Below are 15,979 nucleotides of genomic sequence, written 5' to 3'. Positions count from 1 at the left end.
ACGGTATGTCGAGAGAATCACGCGCTCGTGTCGTGTCGTCCGGGTCCCGCACAGGGTAAGGAGTGAGGTTGGGTCTCGGCCGGTACGGCGGGGGCCCGGATAGGGTGGTGGGCGTGCTGCCGATGCGAGCCGCCCTGGCGGGCACCACCGGGAACGCGGTGCTGATGGGCGTCGCCGAGGTCGGCACCCCGATCGGCTGGGTGCTGCTGCCCGGCCTGCTCGGCGTCTCGGCCCGGCCCCGGGTGGCGGCACTGGTGTCGGCGTGGGCGGGCGTGCTGGTGGTGGCGTCGGTCCTCGTACCGGTGATCCCCGGCCACCGCAGCGACCCGCAGGCGCTGCTCGCCTCCACGCTCAGCCTGACCGCGGTGCCCCTGCTGGCGTGGGCCCGCCGACGGACCCGGACCGCGTCGGTGACGCGCGCCGCCGGGCCCACGGACGTCGCGGTCTTCACCGTGCCGGCCGGCCCGGGAAGCGCCGCGCTGGCGGTCTGCGGCTCGCCCGGCGAGATCGGCGCCGCCGTCCCGCTGCGCGGCGGCGGGCTTCTCGCCCTGGTCGGCACCGTCACCGGCGCCGCGCTGGACACGCCCGCCGGGCGGCGGGCGATCGAGCAGACGTTCCGCCGGCACGCCCGGCCGGCAGCGTCGCCGCAGCGCCTCGCCGGGGTGCTCGACCAGGCGGTACGCGACCTCGCCCCGGCGGGTCACCTGCGCGCCACGATCGTGCGTGTGGACCGGTCCGGCGCGGTGGAGGCGGCGCGCTGCGGCTCGCCCGACCTGATCACCGTCGCCGCAGACCGGGCCGCCCTCGCCGGAGTGCCGGCCGGTCCGGCGCTCGGGTCCACTCGACCGGCCGGGTCCCCTGCCCGGGCCGGCTCTGCTGCCCGGACTGGCTCTGCTGCCCGGGCCGGGTCCGCGTCACCGGGCGGGGGCGCGACGCCGTCGCCGGTCACCGGCCGGCGGGTCGCCGTGGTCGCCGCCGCGTTCGCCGACGCGCACGGCGAGCGCTGGGTGCGCGTACTCGATCAGGTGGCGGCCGACGACGACCCGGCGGGGGCGGCGCGGCGCCTGACCCGCGGCCCCCGGGGTGGGCGGCGGACCGGTCCGGCGCTCGTGGTCGACCCGGGCCCGCCGTCGCGGGCATGACGCCGGGCGCGCCCGCTCCCGGACGGACCGCGCGGGCCGGTCGCGCCCGACGGCGCCGGACCCCCGGCCTACGCTGGGCGCAGTGGGTCGGCATCGGGTGCCGGCCCGGCACGGGGAGACCGCGATGACCGACAACGTCCGCCGGCCGGCGCCGGCCGCGGGCGGCGAGGACGAGCAGTGGCTGGCCGAGGTGGCCCGCGCGGCGAGCGCCGACGCCGGTGGCGTACCTGTGGAACTGCTCGGCGACTACCTGCGGCTGCTGACCGACGCGGCGGTGACCGGCCGCCGTCCGCGCCGCGCCGAACTCGACGCGGTGGGCGCCCTCGGCCGGCGCGCAGCCGAGCAGGGGGTGTCCGCCGGACGCGCGGTACGCCTCTACCTGTCCGCGGCGCGGCGGGTGTGGCGGCAGTTTCCGCACCTGGACCGCTCCGACGACAGCGAGGCGGTGCGCGCCGCCGCCGACGCCGTGCTGCAGGTGGTCGACACCGCCGTCGCCACGCTCGCCGAGGGCTACGCCGTGGCCCGGCGGGAACTGGTCCGGCGGGAGGAGTCGCTGCGCCGGGAACTCGTCGACGACCTGCTGCGCGGCGACTCCGACCTCGGCGGGCTGGTGGAACGGGCCGAGCCGTTCGGGCTCGACCTCGCCCGCGTACACCAGGTGGCGCTCGCCGCGCCCGGTCGCCGGCTGCCGGACACGGAGGCCGCGATCAGCGCGCTGGAACGGGCCGTGTTCGACCGGCTGGGCGACCGGGACGTGCTGGTGGCCACGAAGGAGGGGCTGCTCGTGGTGATCGCCCCGGCCGACCCGGTGGCCACCGACCGGGGCCGCGGGCCGGCCGGCAACCTGGGCACGCTGATGCACGGCGAGCTGGACCGCCTGGTGCGGGGCCGGCCGTGGCAGGTGGCGGTGGGCCGCCCGCACCCCGGCGTGTACGGCATCGCCCGCTCCTACGAGGAGGCGCGGGAGGCGCTGACCACGGCGCGGCGGCTGCACTCCGAGACGTCCGTGATCGACGCGCACGACCTGCTCATCTACCGCGTGCTGCTGCGCGACCAGCCGGCCATGGTGGACCTCGTCCGGGCGGTGCTGACGCCGCTGGCCCAGGCGCGCGGCGGCGCCGAGCCGCTGCTGGACACGCTGAACGAGTACTTCGCCTGCGGCGAGGTGAGCACCGAGGCGGCCCGGCGGCTGCACGTCTCCGTCCGCACCGTCACCTACCGGCTGGCCCGCGTCCGGGCACTGAGCGGGTACGACCCCGCCGACGCGCGGGACCGGTTCACGTTGCACGCCGCCGTCCTCGGCGCGCGGGCGCTGGACTGGCCGCGCAAGCCGCTGCCGGCGTGACGCTCAGGCCGCTGCCGGCGTGACGCTCAGGCGGGAACGGCCACCAGTTCCGGGAAGCCGAGCAGGTTCGCCAGGGCCGACGCCTCGTCGCGGGTGAGGCTGAGAGCCACCATCCGGTCCGGGTCGTCCGGGTCGTCGTGGACGATGTCGCGCCGGCCGCCGGTCTGGTAGTCGATCACTCCGATGCGGCGGCCCTCGTCGGTGGTCAGCGTGTGCCGGACCCCGATGCCGGGGAGGATCGTGCGTTCGATGATCACGTCAACCTCCTCGGGTCAACCATAGCTCCGGGGGGTGCCCGGACCGGTTGTCCAGTGACCGGCAATCATTCGGCCCTTTGTTGGCCGGTCGTGCGCAATGCCGGGCGCGGTTTTCCGGGCGACGCTGGAGGTCCGAGGCGGTACCCGAGTAGCGAGGAGGTGGTGACCATGACCCGCACGTCGATGGCTTCACCACCGGTGTTCGCCGGTTTCGTCGCGTCCCGGTCCGCGAGCGGCGACCCGCGGCGCGCCTGAGCCCCGGCCGCCGGTGCCGTCGAGCGAATCCGGCCCCGGCCCCCGGCCACGCCCCTCCCCCGCACCGTCCACCGCCCGGTTGGGCACCTGATCCGAAAGAGGTCGGTATGCCGCATCCCGTCACCGTCGTCCGTTCTCCGGCGCGTACCGGTCTGCTGATCGGCCGCTCCCACACCACCCGCCCGCCGGTGGGCGCCGACGCGGCGCCGATCGCCGTGGACCTCGGCAGCAGCCTGCTGCGGATCTGGCTGGGTCCGGGCCGGACGCTGAGCGTCCCGCTCGGTCACGGCCTGCGCAGCCCGGTCGTGCGGCGCGGACGGATCGTGGACGGTCCGGCCTGCGTCACCGAGCTGCGACGCATCCTGCGTGACCACCGCGCGGCGGTACCGGTCGGCGCGCTCGTGGTCGCCTGCCGGCCGGTGCTGGCCGCGCCGGCCGAGCAGGAGGCGACGCGCCGCGTGCTCGCCGCCGTCCTCGCGCCGTCCCGGCTGCTGTTCCTCGACAGCGTCCGGGCGGGCGCCATCGGCGCCGGCGCCGCCGCCGGCACCCTGCTGCTCGCCGACATCGGCGCGCAGCTCACCGAGGTGGCGCTGCTGGAGGACGGCCGGGTCGTCGCCGCCCGCCGCGCCGAGGTCGGCACCCGCGACCTGAACCACGCGACGACCGCCGGCATGCTCGCCGACGCCGCCGCCCGGCTGGTCCGTGAGCTGCGGCAGGACCCGGCGCTGCGGCCCCTGGTCCGCACCGCCCTGGCCCGCGGCGCGATCGTCATCGGCGACGGCGCGACCCGGCCGGACGTGACCGCGCGCCTGGTCGCGAGGCTCGGCGCCGCCGTCCACCGCGCCGCCTCACCCCGGACCGCCGCCCTGACCGGCGCCGGCATGGCCGCTGTCTCGGCCCTGCGCCACCCGCACGACACCCAGCGCCGCCCGGAAAGGAGCGCCTGATCATGACGCACGCCCTGAACGACCGCACCGACACCCTGCGGGAACTGCTGGACCGGCAGTTCAACGAGTACACCGACCAGCTCACCGAGCTGACGCTGCACACGCGGCAGCCCGACCACGGCGGTCACGACCCGGACACCCTGCGCCGGCTGATCGAGGCCGCGCGCCAGGGCGTCGCGGACACCGCCCAGGCGCTCAAGCGCATGTCCGACGGCACGTACGGCGTCTGCGAGCGCTGTGGCCAGGACATCCCGACCGCCCGCCTGGAGATCCGCCCCGCGGCCCGCTTCTGCGTGCCGTGCCAGCAACGGCGCTGAGCACCGCACGGGGCTGTCGGCGCGCGCGCCGGCCGGTAGCGTCGTCCCTATGGACGTGGACGACGTCGCCGGCCGGCTCGACGTGCCCGCCGAGGAGATCGACCGGGTGCGCCGGCTCGCCGGCGACCGGCCTTCCGCGCCGCTGCCCGCCCGGGCGGACGCGCCCGCGCTGCTGCGGCGGCTCGCGGTGCGCCCCGACGACGCCGCCGAGATCATGGCGGGCTGGCCGGACCCGGAGTCCCCACTGTGGACCCCGGAGCTGCGCTGGCTGCTCGACCGCTCGATCGCCCTGGTCCGGGCCGACCTCGGCGGCTTCGCGTGGCTGCCGCCGGGCCCGGCGCTGCCCCGCGACCGGGGACCGGCCTGGCGGCACCTCTACGCCTACGCGTACCTGGCACTGGTCGACGTCGTGCGGGCGTACCACGCCGAACACGGCGTGCCCGACGAGGTTTCCTGGGCGACGCTCGCCGACCTGGGCAACAACCTCGCCGTCGACCGGCGGATGCACGGTGAGGGCTGGCCGGTCATGCAGGCATGGCTGACGCTGCACGCGCGCGGCGGCCTCTACGAGTTGGGCCGCCTGCAGCACCAGCGCGGCGACACCGGCGCCCTCGACCTGCACATCCCCGACTCGGGGCCGCTGACCCCGGAGGCGGTCGACGCGTCGCTGGAGCGGGCCCGGGCGTTCTTCCCGCGCCACTTCCCCGACGAGAGCTACACCGCCTTCTCCTGCGGCTCCTGGCTGCTCGACCCGCAACTGAGCGAATACCTGCCGGAGGATTCCAACATCGTCCGGTTCCAGCGGCGGTTCACGCTGGAGCCCTACCAGCAGATGGACGGGCTGGACGGCGACGTCGAGGTGCTGCGCTTCGTCTTCCGCAGCCTGAACACGCCGCTGGACCGGCTGCCCCGCCGCACCGTCCTCCAGCGCGCGGTCATCGACCACCTGCGGGCCGGCCGCCACTGGCAGTGGCGTCGCGGCCGTTTTTCCGATGTAGTCACGTCCCGCGCCGGTCCGGCACCCGGCTGCCGCGCGCCAGCCAGTCGTCGAGGGCGGCCGGGTCGGTGAACAGCAGCACCGGCGGTCCGGCCGGGTCGGCCGCCCAGGCCCGCAGGCGCCGGCGCGCCCGGCCGAACCCGGTCACGTGCCACACCAGCACCGAGTCGAGGGACAGCACGCTTCCCCACGACTCCCGGTTGCCGTTGCAGATCTCCTCGCCGCTGGCCAGCCGCTGCCGCGTACGCCGCAGCAGCCGCCGGAACGAGACCCCGCGCGGGTAGTCCAGGCCGATCACCAGGTCGGCGCGGCCGAGCACCACGTCCCGCCAGCCGTGGTAGGCGCCGTCGAGGATCCAGCGGTCACGTCGGCAGATCTCCGCGATCCGCCGTCGCTGCTCGGCGACCGGCACCTCCACCCAGCCCGGCTCCCAGAGCAGATCGTCGACCGGATACCAGGGCAGGCGGTAGCGCTGCGCCAGCAGCGCGGCCAGCGTCGACTTGCCGGACCCGTGGATCCCCTCGACCAGGATGCGGGCCGGGGCGGTCATGGCAGCAGCGTAGGCGCTGCCCGCATCCCGCGCGCCGGACGGTCCGTCAGTGCGCGACCGCGACCGCCGGATCCGCCTCCAGGCCGGCGAGCTGCGACGGCCGCACCACGACCAGCAGCACCGCCAGCGCCGCCACCATCCCGCCGGCCACCACCAGCGCCATCGCCACCGCGCCGGTGCCGAGCACGCCCACCAGCGGCGCCGCCACCGCGCCCACGCCGAACTGCACCGCGCCCAGCAGGGCGGACGCGGTGCCGGCCGCCTCGCCGTGGCGGGACAGGGCCAGCGCCGGGGCGTTCGGCATGGCCAGACCCGCCGCCGCCAGCACCAACCACAGCGACACCAGCAGCGCGGGCAGCCCGCCGAAGCCGGTCGCGGCGAACACCAGCAGCGCCAGCCCGGCCACCGTGCCCCCCGCCAGCGAGGCCACCAGGATCCACTGGGAGGAGTAGCGGCGCAGCAGCCGCACGTTGTACTGGGTCGCGCCGATCAGGCCCACCGCGCCCGCCCCGAACGCCAGCCCGAACTCCTGCTCGTTGAGGCCGTACCCGTCCTGGAGGACGAACGACGAGCCGGCCACGTACGCGAACAGCGCCGCCATGGCCAGGCCGGCCACCAGGACCAGGCCGACGAAGACGCGGTCCCGCAGCAGCCCGCCGTAGTTCATCACTGTCGCCACGACTCCGCCGCGCTGGCGGCGCGCGGGCGGCAGCGTCTCCGGCAGCGCGAGCGTGGCCAGCACGACGAGCAGCACCCCGAAGACGGCCAGGACCACGAACACGCCACGCCAGTCCGTCCACCGCAGCACACCACCGCCGAGCGTCGGGGCGAGGACCGGCGCCGCGCCCATCACCAGCAGCAGCCGGGACAGCATGGTGGCGAACGCCGACCCGCTGAACAGGTCGCGCACCACCGCCATCGCGACCACTGCGGTCGCGGCGACGCCGAGGCCCTGCACGACCCGCAGGACGCCCAGGACGGCGACGTTCGGGGCGACGACGCACAGCGCCGAGGCCACGATGTGCAGCAGCAGACCGGCGATCAGCGGGCGGCGCCGCCCGACCGCGTCCGACAGCGGCCCGATCAGCAACTGGCCGACGGCGAGCCCGGCGAGCGTCCCGGTGAGCGTCAACTGCACCGCCGCCGACGTGGTCGCGAAGTCCGCCACGATCGCGGGCAGCGCGGGCAGGTACATGTCGATGGTCAGCGGACCCACGGCGATCAGCGTGCCGAGGACGAGCACGAGCCTCAGGCGCTGGCTGCGGCTCATCAGGTCACCCGGGGTGGGCGTCGGGGTGGCATCGGTCGTCTGGGGCGTCCCGGCCCGGTCGTGCGACCGGGCGCGGGAGGGTGCGGCACTCACACAGTGAGTCAAATGCGCCCCCGGTGATCACATTCCCGTCTCGGCGAGAGGTAACGCAGGTCACGCGCCTGCCCAGCGGTGCGGCACGCCGCCGGGGCCGACGTCGCTGCCGGCGCCGGACGGGGACGAGGCGGCTGCGGCGACCGCACGGCGGCCGCTCCGGGTGCCGGTCAGCGTTGCAGCACCTCGCCGAGCGCGGCCAGGTACGCCCCGGCCTGCGCCCCGTTCACGAGCCGGTGGTCGTACGCCAGCCCCAGGTCCGCCACCGCCCGCTCGCGTACCCCGCCGTCGCCGTCGAGCACGACCTCGCGGTGCACGTCCGGCACCGAGAGGGCGCAGGTGACGCCGGGCGGGATGATCGGCCGGGACACCGTGACGCCGGGTGTGTCGTTGAGCGCGACCAGGAAGTTCATGCCGGCCATGTCCTCCTCGCGGAGCCGGCCGCGCAGCGCCTTCATCCGCAGCGCGACCACGGCGTCAGCGAGGTCGCCGAGGTCCAGTCCGGCCGCGTCGCGGATCACCGGCAGGAACAGTCCGGTGCCGACGTCCACGGTGAGCCCGATCGACGGCGCTTCCGCGTCGACCACCAGCCCGTCGCCGGTGAGCCGGGCGTAGAGGGCGCCGAACCGCTCGTGCAGCGCGGCCACGGCGGCGATGACGACCTCGGTCAGGCCGACCGTGGCGCCGGTCTCGTCGGCGGCGCGGCGGGCATAGGCGAGCGCTGCCGTCACGTCGACGCGCACGGCGGTGAAGGCCACCGGGATCTCCCGGTGCGAGGTGGACACCACGTCGGCGATGCGGCGCTGCGCCGGTGGCAGCGGCCGTCCCGGCGTCGCCGTCCGCGTCCCCACGGCCTCCACCTGCTCCGGGTACGCCGCAGCGGGCGAGCCCAGCGGCTCTGGCGGGGCGGGCACGGCCGACTCGGGCAGGATCCGGCCGATGGGAGCGCCCGGGGCGCAGTCGGCGCCGGCTGCCACGTCCTGACGCAGCACGCCGGCCCGCGTCGCCGCGAGTTCCTCGATCGCCTTGGACGTCTCGACCGCCGCGACCGGCTCACCGGCCTCCACCGTGGCGCCGTCCGCGACCAGCCATTCCAGCAGCACGTAGCTGTCGTCGTTGGGGTTGAGCCGCGGTACGTCCACCGGGACGCCCGCCTGCGCCGCCGTCGTCGGAGCGGAGGGCGGCGGATCGACGGGTGACGGATCGGTGCGCGGAACCGGGACCGCGCCGGGCACGCCCGGAGACGCGCCGGCCGGAGTCGCCGGGGCGTCAGCCGGTCCGCCCCGGTCGCCGGTCGCCACCGGCGCGGCGGGCAGGCGCATGATCCGGTCCAGGATCGCGTCGGTGCCGAGCAGCACCGCCTGTTCCAGGTGCGGCGCGGACGGGATGACCCGGTCGGCGGAGCTGACCAGCTCGACCGGGCCGCGCAGCAGCGGCCACGCCTCGGCGTGCAGGCGGGCCGCGACCTCGCTCCCCCACGTGCCGCCCGCGGTGCTCTCCTCGGCGACGATCACGCCGTGCGCGCCGGCGAGCAGGTCGCGCAGGCCGTCCACGTCCACCGGGTAGAGCCGCGCCGGGACCAGCACCTCGACCGTACGTCCCCGCTCGGCGGCCCGAGTGGCGGCGGCGATCGCCCGGTTGGCGACCCCGCCCGGCGCGATGACGAGCGTCGGCGCGCCGGTGGCGTCCGGGTCGTGGACGCGGGCCCAGTTGCCGTCCGCGCCGCGCGACTCGAAGGCGAGGCGGTCGTCGACGCGGCCGTCCACGTACCGCCGCTGGGTGTAGAGGATCTTGTCCTCGAACAGCATCGCCGGTTCGTCGCGGCGCAGCGCGGCGGCCAGCACGTCGGCCGCGTCGTGCAGCGGGGACAGCTCGTACAGCGCGAGGTGCGGGATGCCGATGAAGTGCTTCTGCGGGCTCTGGCTGTGCGTCGCGCCGTAGCCGCGCCCGCCGCCGACCGGGCAGCGGATCACCACCCGCATCGGGGTGCGCTCGCCGTACATGGCGACGGACTTGGTGATCAGGTTGAGGATCGGGTCGAAGGCGAGACCGGCGAAGTCCCCGAACATGATCTCGACGATCACTGTGTCGCCGCACAGCGCCAGGCCACCCGCGACGCCGGTGATGCCGTTCTCGCTCAGCGGCGTCGACAGCACCCGGTCGGGGTAGGCGGTGGAGAGGCCCTGGGTCACCTTGAACGCCCCGCCGTACGGGTCGGCGACGTCCTCCCCCAGCAGCCAGGCCCGCTCGTCGGCGGCGAACAGCGCGTGCAGGGCACGGTTGAGGTTGCGGCTGACCCGTTCCGCGCGCGTCACGCCGCCGCTCCGCGCGCGAGCGGCCGGGCCAGCACCTCGGCCGAGACCTCCGCGACCCGCTGCCGGGCCCGCGCGTCGGCGGCCGCGAACCGCTCCGGGTACGCCTCGGCGTACCGCTGGAGCCAGTCGAGGCGGCGCAGCCGGTCGAGTTCGTCGGCGGGTCGGGTGTCGTCGCCCTTGCTGTGCGGGCCGAGCCGGACCGTGTGCTGCACGAGCACGTGCGGCGTCCGGGTGGCGCGGACCCGCTCGACGTGCGGCGCGGCGGCGGCGCGTACCTCGGTGAGGTCGAACGAGCCGGACTCGCTGACGGTGATGCCGAACCCGGCGACCCGGCCGGCGATGGTGCCGGCGAGCTGCGCGGTGGTCGGGGTGGACTGGGCGATCCGGTTGTGCTCGACCACGACGAGCAGCGGCACCCGCCACAGCGCGGCCATGTTCAGCGCCTCGTAGACAGCACCCTCGCCCCAGGTCCCGTCGCCGATGTACGCCACCACGATCGCGTCCTGCCCGGTGCGGTTGAGGTGCAGTCCCACGCCGACAGCGGCGGGCAGGCTCTCCCCCTGCACGCCGGTGGACAGGAACCGGTCCCGGCGCAGGTGCTGGCTGCCGCCGTACCCGTGGCACACCCCGCCGTCGCGGCCGAGTAGTTCCGCCAGCAGGCCCTCCGGGTCGCCGCAGTGCGCCAGGTAGTGCCCGTGTCCGCGGTGGTTGCTGAACACGAAGTCCCCGGCCAGCAGTGGGGCCAGCGCTACCGGGACGTACTCCTGGCCGAGGCAGGTGTGCGTGGTGCCGGCGAGGTGACCGTCGGCGTACAGGCGCAGCAGGTGCTCCTCGAATCGGCGGATGAGCAGCCCCGCGTCGAGGTCGGCGTCGTCGAGCGGGGCCGGCGCGGCGCTCACTCCGGCACGCCCCGCTGGGCGAGCAGCGCGCGCAGGTCGCCCACCGACCGCACGGTCCGGATCTCCCGGGGCGTCAGCGATATCCGGTACGCGTCCTCGACGGCCACGACGATCTGGAGGTGACGCAGGCTCACCCACGCGGCGGTGGTCGCGGGGCCGGTCTGCGCGTCGACCTGGTCGACGGGCAGTTCCAGCACATCGGCGACGAGCCGCACCAGCCGGCTGGACATGCTCATACCTCGATGATCGTACAGGCCCAGTGGGTGCCCCGGCCCAACGAGATCAACGCGACCCGGTCGCCCTCGTGCAGCTCACCGGCGTCGAGCAGGCGGCTCAGCCCGAACAGTTGGTCCGCCGCGCCGAGATGCCCGTACTCGGCCGCCAGTGCCCGGTTGGTCCGCTCCGGCGGCACCTTGTGGGCCTCGGCGAGCGACGTCATGGCGCGTTCGTTGTCGGCGACCAGGATCAGCCGCGCCAGGTCGGCGACGGTGACGCCGGCCCGCTCGCAGGCGCGTTCGGTGACCCGCACCATCCGCTCGTCGAGGTGGCGGGCGTACTGCGCGAACTGCTCGGGGTCGTAGTCGAAGAACTCCATCACGTGCCACACGTCGCGGGCGGCCGGCGGCTCGGCGCCGGGTGCGAACGGCGCCGCGGCGCCACCGCCGTCGAGCCGGTAGAACCCGGCGTAGCGGCCGTCGGTGGCGGCCTCGGTGACCTGCCAGCGCAGCCGGGGGTGCCCGCGCCGGGCCACTGTGGCCACCGCGCCGTCGGAGAACACCATCGGCTGGGTCTCCATCCGGTTCCAGTACGCCTCGCAGGTCCGGTTGGCCGCGATCACGAGCGCGGTGTCGTACTCCGGGTGGGTGGCGAACTTGCCGGCGACGGTGTCGAGGCTGAGCACGCCGGTGGTGCACGCCTGGGTGAGCAGCACCGCTTCGGCGCCGGCCGCGCCGAGCCGGTACGCCAGGTCGGCGGCGGCGTCCCAGTAGAGGTGTTCGGTGAGGTCGGTGACGGCGAGCACCAGCAGGTCCACCCGCGCGGCGGGCAGCGTGGCGGCGTCCAGGGCGCGGCGGGCGGCCCGCTCGGCGAGGTCGGTCAGGCCGACGTCCGGCGCGGCGCGGTGCACCCGCCGGTAGCCGTAGCCGAGGACGCGGTTGACGTCGTCGGTGTACTGCGCCACCACGTCGGCGACGGGCGCCGGGTCGCCGAGCGCCTCACCGAAGGACACCAGCCCGAAGCTCATGCTCGACCGTCCCGCCGCAGATCCGCCGCTGCTTACCATTCCCCCATGCCCCGAGAGCATCTCACGTCCCTGCCCGGAACCCGTTGGCACGTATGGCGTTCGGCGTTGCTCCGGTCGGCCGGTTTTCCAGCCGGCGGGATGAGCCGGTTCGCCGCTCCGGCGCTCGCGGAGGCGGCCGACCGGCACCTGCGCGGGGACGGCGACGCCGCGGAGTTCGCTGCGGCGTTCGACGCCGCCGCGGCCGACCTCGGGCAGGCGGTCTACGGCATCGCCTGCGACGACGCCTTCCGTACGGCGCTGACCTGGCAGAACCCTGCGGTCCTGCTCGCCGTCGACGCGATCCGGCGCGACGGCCCGCACGCCCCGCGCAACCTGCGCCGGCGGCACCGGGAGGAGGTCGTCGCGAAGTACTGGCAGCGGTACTGCCTGAAGAACGACACGGTGGGCTTCTTCGGCCCGATCTGCTGGACCGAGCTGGGCGGCAGCGGTCCGATCGCGACGGTGCGTCCCGGCGCGGCGTTGACGCGTACCCGGAAGGTGTTCCTGGAGCGGTGGGGCCTGGACGCGCTCGCGGAGGCCTTCGCCCGCGTACCAGGCGTGCGGGACTGGCTGCCGGTGCGGCTGGCCCCGCACCTGAGCCTGCGCGACCGGGTGCTGCGGCGCCCGCACCATCCACCGCAGACGCTCCCGGCGGCGACCGCCGCGCTGCTCACGCTGGCGCGGCGCGGACCGCGCGTGGCCGACCTGGTCGCCGCGCTGCTCGCGGACCCGGCGAGCGGTTTCCGCCGGGCCGCTGACGTGCACGCGCAGCTCGACGACCTGGCCGGGCGCGGCGTGCTGCGGATCGGCTTCGACCTGCCGGTCGACCTCACCGCCGAGGACGCGTTGCGCGAGCAGCTCGCCGCGATCGGCGACGACACGGTCCGCGAGCGGGTGCTCGGCGACCTCGCGACGGTGAGCGACCTGCGCGACGCGGTGGCCGCCGCCGACGGCCCGGACGCGCTGGCCGCGGCGATGTCCGCGCTGGACCGGCGGTTCGTGGAACTGACCGGCCGGGACGCGCGGCAGCAGCCCGGCGAGGTGTACGCCGGCCGCACGCTGTGCCACCTGGAGACGGTCCGCGACCTGGACGTCCGCTTCGGTGACGCGCTGCTGGCACGGCTCGCGCCGCTGGAACCGCTGCTGCTGTCGGCGCGGTGGCTGACCGCGGCGATCGGGCAGGCGTACGCCGACGCGCTGGCCGCCCTGTACCGCGACCTGGCGGCGGAGTCGGCCACCGCGGACGTGCCGGTGGCCGACCTGTGGTTCCTGGCGCAGGCGGTGGTGTTCGGGGCGGACCCGCCCGCCGCCGCCGTCACCGCCGAGTTCCTGGCCCGGTGGTCGACGGTGCTCGGCCTGGCCGACGCCGACTCCGACGCCCGGGAGCTGCGGTTCGACGCCGCCGCGCTGACCGAGCGGGTCGCCGCCGCGTTCCCCGCCGACGCGCCCGGCTGGGCCGCCGCCCGCATCCACAGCCCGGACGTGCACGTGTGCGCGCCGGACGAGGCGGCGCTGCTGCGCGGCGACTTCACAGTCGTGCTCGGCGAGCTGCACGTGGCCCTGGCCGCGTTCGACACGCACTTCTTCGCGTACGGGCACCCGGACCCGCAGCGGCTGCGCGACGGGATGCGCGCCGACCTGCCCGGCGGCCGGGTCCGGCTGCTGCCGCCGGTGGACTGGCCCCGGCACACCGCCCGGATCGCGGAGTGGCTGCACGGGCCCGCCGACGCCCAGCTCGGGTTCGTCGACGCGCCCGGCGCCGACCCGGACCGCCTCGTGCCGATCACGACCCTGAACGTGCGGCCGGACGACGACGGCACTCTTTCCGCGCACGCCGACGACGGGCGGCGGTGGCCGCTGCTGGAGGTGTTCGCGCCGCTGTTCGACTACCAGGTGTTCGACACGTGGAAGCTGGCCGGCAACGCCGGGCGCACGCCGCGCGTCACCGTCGACGACCTGGTGCTGGTCCGCGAGACGTGGCGCACCACTGTGGGCGAGACCGGCCTGCACACGGTCAAGGGCGAGCGGGAACGCTACCTCGCGGTACGGCGCTGGCGGCTCGCGCTCGGCCTGCCCGAGCGGATCTTCGTGCGGGTCGACACCGAACTCAAACCCAGCTATGTGGACCTGACCAGCGGCGTCTATACCCGGCTGCTGTGCACGCTCCTGCGCGGCGCGCACGCCAAGGGCGGCGACGGCGTCGGGCTCACCGTCACCGAGCTGCTGCCCGGCCCGGACGACGCCTGGCTGACCGACGGGGCCGGCCGGGCGTACGCCTCGGAACTGCGGCTACAGATCGTCGACCCGGCGCAGGTGCGGTAGCCACTCGGTGGCGTCCGCCGGCGCGTCGGGGGTCTCGGTGTCGAACCGGCGCAACCGGCGTACGCCGTAGGCGCCGAGCGCCACCACGGCCAGGGCCAGCCCGGACACCACGAACGCGAACCCGAGTCCCCGGCCGGGGCCGGTGCCGATCAGCGCGCCGACGCTGCCGGCCAGCGCGCCGCCGGGGGCGAACATCGGTTCCAGCAGCGACCCGCTCAGCGGCACCAGCACGGCGAAGCCCAGCGGCAGCGTCGCCCAGGTCAGCGTCTGGATGATCGCCAGCACCCGGCCGTGGAACCGCTGCGGCACCTTCACCTGGATGATCGACAGGTAGATGCCGTTGTGCAGGCCCAGGCCCAGCCCCACGCCGAAGCTGCCGAGCGCCACCAGCAGCAGGCTCGGCCGGACGCCGCTGAGCACCAGGCTGACCGCCACGCCGAACGCGATGGCGATCAGCGCGGGCATCCGGCGCCGGGTCGGGCCGCCCCACACCGCGATGGCGAGCCCGCCGAGGACGGCGCCGAGCGCCTCGGCGAACGCCACGGTGCCGACCTGGCCCATCGTGCCGAACGCGAGCACCATCGGCGGCACCAGCAGCAGGCTCGCCAGGCACAGGTTGTAGAGCGAGAAGAAGCCCAGCATGGCCCGGAAGCCCGGCTCGGCCCACGTCATCCGCGCGCCGCCGATCAGCTCCGCCAGGAACGGCTCCTTGCGCCGCCGGCCGAGCAGGTCGGGGAACCGCACCGCGGTCAGCACACCGATCGCCACCACGTAACTCACGATGTCGATGACCAGGACGCCGGCCAGACCGATCGCGGCCAGCAGACCCGCAGCCAGCAGCGGCACCGCGAGCGAGCTGAGCCCGACCGCGAGCTGCGCGATGCCGTTGGCGTGCCCCAGATAGCGCTTCGGCACCACCTGTGGGATCGCGGCCAGGTAGGTGATGCGTTGGAACACCGACGCCGCGCCGAGCACGCACACGAGCGTGTAGACGGCCGCCAGCCCCAGCCGGTCGGTCCAGAGCAGCAGCGCCAGCAGCGCCTCCGCTGTCACCGCCGTCGCGCACGCGGCCAGCAGCACCCGGCGCCTGTCGAACCGGTCCGCGACCGCGCCGGCGACCGGCAGCGTCAGCAGCGCCGGCAGGTACGCGATCACCCCGGACAGGCCGAACCACAGCATCGACCCGGTCTCCAGGTAGACCCAGACCGGCACCGCCCACTGGGTCAGCGCCGACCCGGTCGACGAGATGAGCTGGCTGGCGGTGATGGCCAGGAACCGGCGTACGCCCGGTTGCACGCCGGTCTCGGCGGTGACCGGATCGGTGCTGGTGGCCGCCAGTGCCCAGCCGTCACCGGCGAGCTGTCGTGGCGCGGCGGACGGCGCGGCGGACGGCTCGGCGAGCCGGGGATGGGTGCGGGTGAGCACCTCGGCGAGCGCCTCGGCCCGCTGCTTGACGAAGTAGTGCCCGGCCTCGTCCAGCACCACGAGCGCTGTCGACTCGCCGAGGAAACTCCACTCGCGGTACCGCTCCTCGTAGTACTCGGTGAGCACGTCGTGGGTGCCGACGACGGAGATCACCGGTGCGGGCACCCGGACCGGTTCGCCGTCCAGCCACTCGGTGAACCGCTCCTGCGCCTCGGCGGCCTCCCGCCGTACGTGGTGCACGAACCGGTCGACCTGCGCCGGGTCCAGGTCGGCCAGTTCCGCGCCGATCGAGCGCAGGAACGTCTCGTACCGCCGGTCCGCGCCCCGGGAGTCGGCCCAGTCGACGAGCCGGCCGAGCATGTTGTCCGGGCGGGCGGTCGGGAACACGCCCCCGGCGTAGATCGCCTCGATGGGACGTCCGCGCTCGTGCAGCCGCCGGGCGATGCCGGTCAACAGCGCGCCGCCGACGCAGTGGCCGTACAGGACCAGCGGGCCGTCCACCCGCTCCTGGATCTCGGCCACGCACCGCTCGACCAGCTCGTCGAAGGGCAGCTCGGTGTCGC

At 75.5% G+C, this 15,979-nt stretch carries 14 protein-coding genes (1 of these 14 only partly in view); 6 read left to right on the top strand and 8 right to left on the bottom strand.

All coding sequences use genetic code 11. The annotated features are described in order from the left end of the window. Positions 1-122 precede the first annotated feature (122 nt). The gene (locus J3R08_RS13915) at positions 123-1,142 is read left to right on the top strand and encodes a SpoIIE family protein phosphatase (protein ID WP_064446528.1); all 1,020 of its coding nucleotides are present in this window, start codon (positions 123-125) and stop codon (positions 1,140-1,142) included. Positions 1,143-1,266: 124 nt separating this feature from the next. Continuing rightward, entirely contained in the window at positions 1,267-2,487 is a 1,221-nt protein-coding gene (locus J3R08_RS13910; protein WP_064446529.1) for a CdaR family transcriptional regulator, read from the top strand. A 26-nt stretch (positions 2,488-2,513) separates the two neighbouring features. Here J3R08_RS13910 and J3R08_RS13905 read toward each other — a convergent pair whose 3' ends face one another. Next, positions 2,514-2,744: a hypothetical protein gene (locus J3R08_RS13905; protein WP_043324761.1), complete on the bottom strand. Its 231-nt coding sequence runs from the start codon at positions 2,742-2,744 to the stop codon at positions 2,514-2,516. Between the two features lie 362 nt (positions 2,745-3,106). Here J3R08_RS13905 and J3R08_RS13900 point away from each other — a divergent pair, with 362 nt between their 5' ends. From J3R08_RS13900 to J3R08_RS13890, 3 genes are read left to right on the top strand one after another with little or no spacing between them, the layout of a single operon-like run. Next, positions 3,107-3,946, top strand: coding sequence for a rod shape-determining protein (locus J3R08_RS13900; protein ID WP_064446272.1), 840 nt, complete (start codon positions 3,107-3,109; stop codon positions 3,944-3,946). 2 nt (positions 3,947-3,948) lie between these two features. Further along, positions 3,949-4,263 carry a TraR/DksA family transcriptional regulator gene (locus J3R08_RS13895; protein ID WP_030501973.1) on the top strand — a complete coding sequence of 105 codons (315 nt, stop codon included), beginning with the start codon at positions 3,949-3,951 and terminating at the stop codon, positions 4,261-4,263. A 49-nt stretch (positions 4,264-4,312) separates the two neighbouring features. Continuing rightward, the gene (locus J3R08_RS13890) at positions 4,313-5,332 is read left to right on the top strand and encodes an acyltransferase domain-containing protein (RefSeq protein WP_245254733.1); all 1,020 of its coding nucleotides are present in this window, start codon (positions 4,313-4,315) and stop codon (positions 5,330-5,332) included. On the opposite strand, the gene J3R08_RS13885 is transcribed toward J3R08_RS13890, so the two are convergent. The 6 genes from J3R08_RS13885 to J3R08_RS13860 all read right to left on the bottom strand — a co-directional run bounded on the left by J3R08_RS13885 (position 5,262) and on the right by J3R08_RS13860 (position 11,630). Then, entirely contained in the window at positions 5,262-5,810 is a 549-nt protein-coding gene (locus J3R08_RS13885; protein WP_043324764.1) for an adenylate kinase, read from the bottom strand. The two genes, J3R08_RS13890 and J3R08_RS13885, sit on opposite strands and share 71 nt — an antisense overlap. 46 nt (positions 5,811-5,856) lie before the next feature. Beyond that, positions 5,857-7,080, bottom strand: a complete 1,224-nt coding sequence (locus J3R08_RS13880) for a multidrug effflux MFS transporter (protein ID WP_209964208.1) — start codon at positions 7,078-7,080, stop codon at positions 5,857-5,859. A 263-nt stretch (positions 7,081-7,343) separates the two neighbouring features. Beyond that, complete coding sequence (locus tag J3R08_RS13875) at positions 7,344-9,488, bottom strand: 2-oxo acid dehydrogenase subunit E2 (protein ID WP_209961511.1); 2,145 nt, start codon at positions 9,486-9,488, stop codon at positions 7,344-7,346. Continuing rightward, positions 9,485-10,387: a thiamine pyrophosphate-dependent dehydrogenase E1 component subunit alpha gene (locus J3R08_RS13870; RefSeq protein ID WP_209961510.1), complete on the bottom strand. Its 903-nt coding sequence runs from the start codon at positions 10,385-10,387 to the stop codon at positions 9,485-9,487. The genes J3R08_RS13875 and J3R08_RS13870 overlap by 4 nt, the downstream gene beginning before the upstream one ends. Next, entirely contained in the window at positions 10,384-10,623 is a 240-nt protein-coding gene (locus J3R08_RS13865; RefSeq protein WP_223201113.1) for an acyl carrier protein, read from the bottom strand. The genes J3R08_RS13870 and J3R08_RS13865 overlap by 4 nt, the downstream gene beginning before the upstream one ends. Continuing rightward, positions 10,620-11,630, bottom strand: coding sequence for a 3-oxoacyl-[acyl-carrier-protein] synthase III C-terminal domain-containing protein (locus tag J3R08_RS13860; RefSeq protein WP_043324769.1), 1,011 nt, complete (start codon positions 11,628-11,630; stop codon positions 10,620-10,622). Before J3R08_RS13860 ends, J3R08_RS13865 begins: the two co-directional genes overlap by 4 nt. Before the next feature lie 138 nt (positions 11,631-11,768). On the opposite strand from J3R08_RS13860, the gene J3R08_RS13855 reads away from it, so the two are divergent. Beyond that, positions 11,769-13,991: a lantibiotic dehydratase gene (locus tag J3R08_RS13855; protein ID WP_245254732.1), complete on the top strand. Its 2,223-nt coding sequence runs from the start codon at positions 11,769-11,771 to the stop codon at positions 13,989-13,991. On the opposite strand, the gene J3R08_RS13850 is transcribed toward J3R08_RS13855, so the two are convergent. Further along, on the bottom strand, positions 13,959-15,979 hold the 3' portion of the coding sequence (locus tag J3R08_RS13850) for a non-ribosomal peptide synthetase/MFS transporter (protein ID WP_209961505.1). It continues 3,298 nt past the right edge of the window; only the last 2,021 of its 5,319 coding nucleotides appear in the window; its start codon lies off the right edge, out of view — the gene reads right to left on this strand; the stop codon is at positions 13,959-13,961. The two genes, J3R08_RS13855 and J3R08_RS13850, sit on opposite strands and share 33 nt — an antisense overlap.

It is taken from the genome of Micromonospora sp. HB375, assembly GCF_017872985.1.
Classification (GTDB): Bacteria; Actinomycetota; Actinomycetes; order Mycobacteriales; family Micromonosporaceae; genus Micromonospora; species Micromonospora chalcea.
Note: the sequence above shows the minus strand (reverse complement) of the source record. Positions and strands in the feature narration are given on the sequence as shown.

What these genes read in the sequence shown, in the direction of transcription:
- J3R08_RS13915 (WP_064446528.1), top strand. Translation starts at nt 123, where the DNA reads ATGCGAGCCGCCCTGGCGGGCACCACCGGGAACGCGGTGCTGATGGGC.
- J3R08_RS13910 (WP_064446529.1), top strand. Translation starts at nt 1,267, where the DNA reads ATGACCGACAACGTCCGCCGGCCGGCGCCGGCCGCGGGCGGCGAGGAC.
- J3R08_RS13900 (WP_064446272.1), top strand. Translation starts at nt 3,107, where the DNA reads ATGCCGCATCCCGTCACCGTCGTCCGTTCTCCGGCGCGTACCGGTCTG.
- J3R08_RS13895 (WP_030501973.1), top strand. Translation starts at nt 3,949, where the DNA reads ATGACGCACGCCCTGAACGACCGCACCGACACCCTGCGGGAACTGCTG.
- J3R08_RS13890 (WP_245254733.1), top strand. Translation starts at nt 4,313, where the DNA reads ATGGACGTGGACGACGTCGCCGGCCGGCTCGACGTGCCCGCCGAGGAG.
- J3R08_RS13885 (WP_043324764.1), bottom strand. Translation starts at nt 5,810, where the DNA reads ATGACCGCCCCGGCCCGCATCCTGGTCGAGGGGATCCACGGGTCCGGC.
- J3R08_RS13880 (WP_209964208.1), bottom strand. Translation starts at nt 7,080, where the DNA reads ATGAGCCGCAGCCAGCGCCTGAGGCTCGTGCTCGTCCTCGGCACGCTG.
- J3R08_RS13865 (WP_223201113.1), bottom strand. Translation starts at nt 10,623, where the DNA reads ATGAGCATGTCCAGCCGGCTGGTGCGGCTCGTCGCCGATGTGCTGGAA.
- J3R08_RS13860 (WP_043324769.1), bottom strand. Translation starts at nt 11,630, where the DNA reads ATGAGCTTCGGGCTGGTGTCCTTCGGTGAGGCGCTCGGCGACCCGGCG.
- J3R08_RS13855 (WP_245254732.1), top strand. Translation starts at nt 11,769, where the DNA reads ATGAGCCGGTTCGCCGCTCCGGCGCTCGCGGAGGCGGCCGACCGGCAC.